Origin of the sequence: Paenibacillus sp. Soil724D2 (assembly GCF_001427935.1) — a bacterium.
Taxonomy (GTDB): domain Bacteria; phylum Bacillota; class Bacilli; order Paenibacillales; family NBRC-103111; genus Paenibacillus_E.
Window position 1 is genome coordinate 1 of record NZ_LMRY01000057.1, and the last position, 1846, is coordinate 1846.

At 50.9% G+C, this 1846-nt stretch carries 14 tRNA genes and 2 rRNA genes; all 16 read right to left on the minus strand.

Annotated features, from left to right (window positions below):
- Positions 1–2: 2 nt before the first annotated feature.
- A tRNA-Lys gene (locus ASG85_RS32295) sits at positions 3–75 on the minus strand.
- Between the two features lie 10 nt (positions 76–85).
- Positions 86–157: transfer RNA gene (locus tag ASG85_RS32300), tRNA-Gln, on the minus strand.
- Between the two features lie 11 nt (positions 158–168).
- Positions 169–250 (minus strand) — tRNA-Tyr (locus tag ASG85_RS32305).
- 77 nt (positions 251–327) lie between these two features.
- A tRNA-Thr gene (locus ASG85_RS32310) sits at positions 328–403 on the minus strand.
- A gap of 16 nt (positions 404–419) precedes the next feature.
- Positions 420–496 (minus strand) — tRNA-Asp (locus ASG85_RS32315).
- A 31-nt stretch (positions 497–527) separates the two neighbouring features.
- Positions 528–604 (minus strand) — tRNA-Met (locus ASG85_RS32320).
- Positions 605–628: 24 nt separating this feature from the next.
- Positions 629–704 (minus strand) — tRNA-Val (locus ASG85_RS32325).
- 169 nt (positions 705–873) lie between these two features.
- Positions 874–948, minus strand: a tRNA-Glu gene (locus ASG85_RS32330).
- Between the two features lie 20 nt (positions 949–968).
- A tRNA-Ser gene (locus ASG85_RS32335) sits at positions 969–1057 on the minus strand.
- Between the two features lie 11 nt (positions 1058–1068).
- A tRNA-Met gene (locus ASG85_RS32340) sits at positions 1069–1142 on the minus strand.
- A gap of 27 nt (positions 1143–1169) precedes the next feature.
- Positions 1170–1257 (minus strand) — tRNA-Ser (locus ASG85_RS32345).
- Between the two features lie 5 nt (positions 1258–1262).
- Positions 1263–1338, minus strand: a tRNA-Asn gene (locus ASG85_RS32350).
- A 3-nt stretch (positions 1339–1341) separates the two neighbouring features.
- A tRNA-Ala gene (locus tag ASG85_RS32355) sits at positions 1342–1417 on the minus strand.
- 15 nt (positions 1418–1432) lie between these two features.
- A tRNA-Ile gene (locus ASG85_RS32360) sits at positions 1433–1509 on the minus strand.
- A gap of 54 nt (positions 1510–1563) precedes the next feature.
- Positions 1564–1680 (minus strand): 5S ribosomal RNA (rrf, locus tag ASG85_RS32365).
- A 69-nt stretch (positions 1681–1749) separates the two neighbouring features.
- Positions 1750–1846: ribosomal RNA gene (locus ASG85_RS32370) — 23S ribosomal RNA — on the minus strand; the annotation flags it as partial.

Below are 1846 nucleotides of genomic sequence, written 5' to 3' on the forward strand. Positions count from 1 at the left end.
AGTGAGTCATGTAGGATTCGAACCTACGACACCCTGATTAAAAGTCAGGTGCTCTACCAACTGAGCTAATGACTCAAGTGAAGAACTGGGGATCAAGGATTTGAACCTTGGCATGACGGAGTCAAAGTCCGTTGCCTTACCGCTTGGCTAATCCCCAATGGTTTGGAATGGAGGCTGATGGATTCGAACCACCGAACTCGAAGAGAGCAGATTTACAGTCTGCCGTGTTTAGCCACTTCACTAAGCCTCCACATTTAAAACCTTACCGTGCCCCGGAAAAGTAATAGACGATGCTACAAAGCTTTGCTTCACTTTTTTTGGGAATAGTGGTGCCGTCGAGAGGACTTGAACCCCCAACCTACTGATTACAAGTCAGTTGCTCTACCAGTTGAGCTACAACGGCATATTCATTTTAAAAATGGCGGAGCTGACGGGATTCGAACCCGCGGTCTCCTGCGTGACAGGCAGGCATGTTAGGCCACTACACCACAGCTCCACACTAAGTAAAACAACTCTCAGAAAGAGTTTGGTTGCGGGGGCAGGATTTGAACCTGCGGCCTTCGGGTTATGAGCCCGACGAGCTACCGGGCTGCTCCACCCCGCGACATGACTAGCGTAATACAAAATATGGTGGAGGCTGACGGGATCGAACCGCCGACCCTCTGCTTGTAAGGCAGATGCTCTCCCAGCTGAGCTAAGCCTCCATAATGGGAATGAAGAATTGGGGTCCACGCAAAGTAATGTCTAAACTCTTATCGTAGTCATGCCAAGAAGTATGACCGCAAATTAAGGTAAGTTTAGACGCCGAACGAGTTAGCACTCGTTGCGGACGGAATATGCTTCGTCAGCTATACGTCACTTTGTGGGGATTATTGGTGACCCGTAGGGGACTCGAACCCCTGTTACCTCCGTGAAAGGGAGGTGTCTTAACCACTTGACCAACGGGCCAAACTTAAAAAATTTACCGACGGAGAGAGAGGGATTCGAACCCTCGCACCACTTACGCAGTCTAACCCCTTAGCAGAGGGTCCCCTTATAGCCACTTGGGTATCTCTCCAATTTATCTAGTAGCGGCAGAGGGGCTCGAACCCCCGACCTTACGGGTATGAACCGTACGCTCTAGCCAGCTGAGCTACGCCGCCATATTGTCTTTCCTTTATCTAAAGAAACGGAGAAGGAGGGAATCGAACCCTCGAGACGCTTGTGACGCCTACACGATTTCCAATCGTGCTCCTTCGGCCGCTCGGACACTTCTCCAAAAGTGGCTCCCCGAACAGGACTCGAACCTGTGACAACTCGATTAACAGTCGAGTGCTCTACCAACTGAGCTATCAGGGAATATGGTGGAGCCAAGCGGGATCGAACCGCTGACCTCCTGCTTGCAAGGCAGGCGCTCTCCCAGCTGAGCTATGGCCCCATAAATTTAATTAAATGGTGGGCCCTAGTGGACTCGAACCACCGACCTCACCCTTATCAGGGGTGCGCTCTAACCAGCTGAGCTAAGGGCCCTAATGTGTAAACCGTTTACGGGCTGGCAAAAAAAATACCCACTAGGGGTATTCTGCTTGGCAACGTTCTACTCTCCCAGAACCCTGCGGTTCAAGTACCATCGACGCTGGAGGGCTTAACGGTCGTGTTCGAGATGGGAACGTGTGGGTCCCCTCCGCCATCATCACCAAACAGTCAAAGCGTGTTTGCGCCTTGAAAACTAGATACGAAACTTGCGTAAAGTAAGATTACTTAGGAATTTTGGTTAAGCCCTCGACCGATTAGTATTCGTCAGCTGCATGCATTGCTGCACTTCCACCTCGAACCTATCAACCTCGTCGTCTACAAGGGGTCTTAC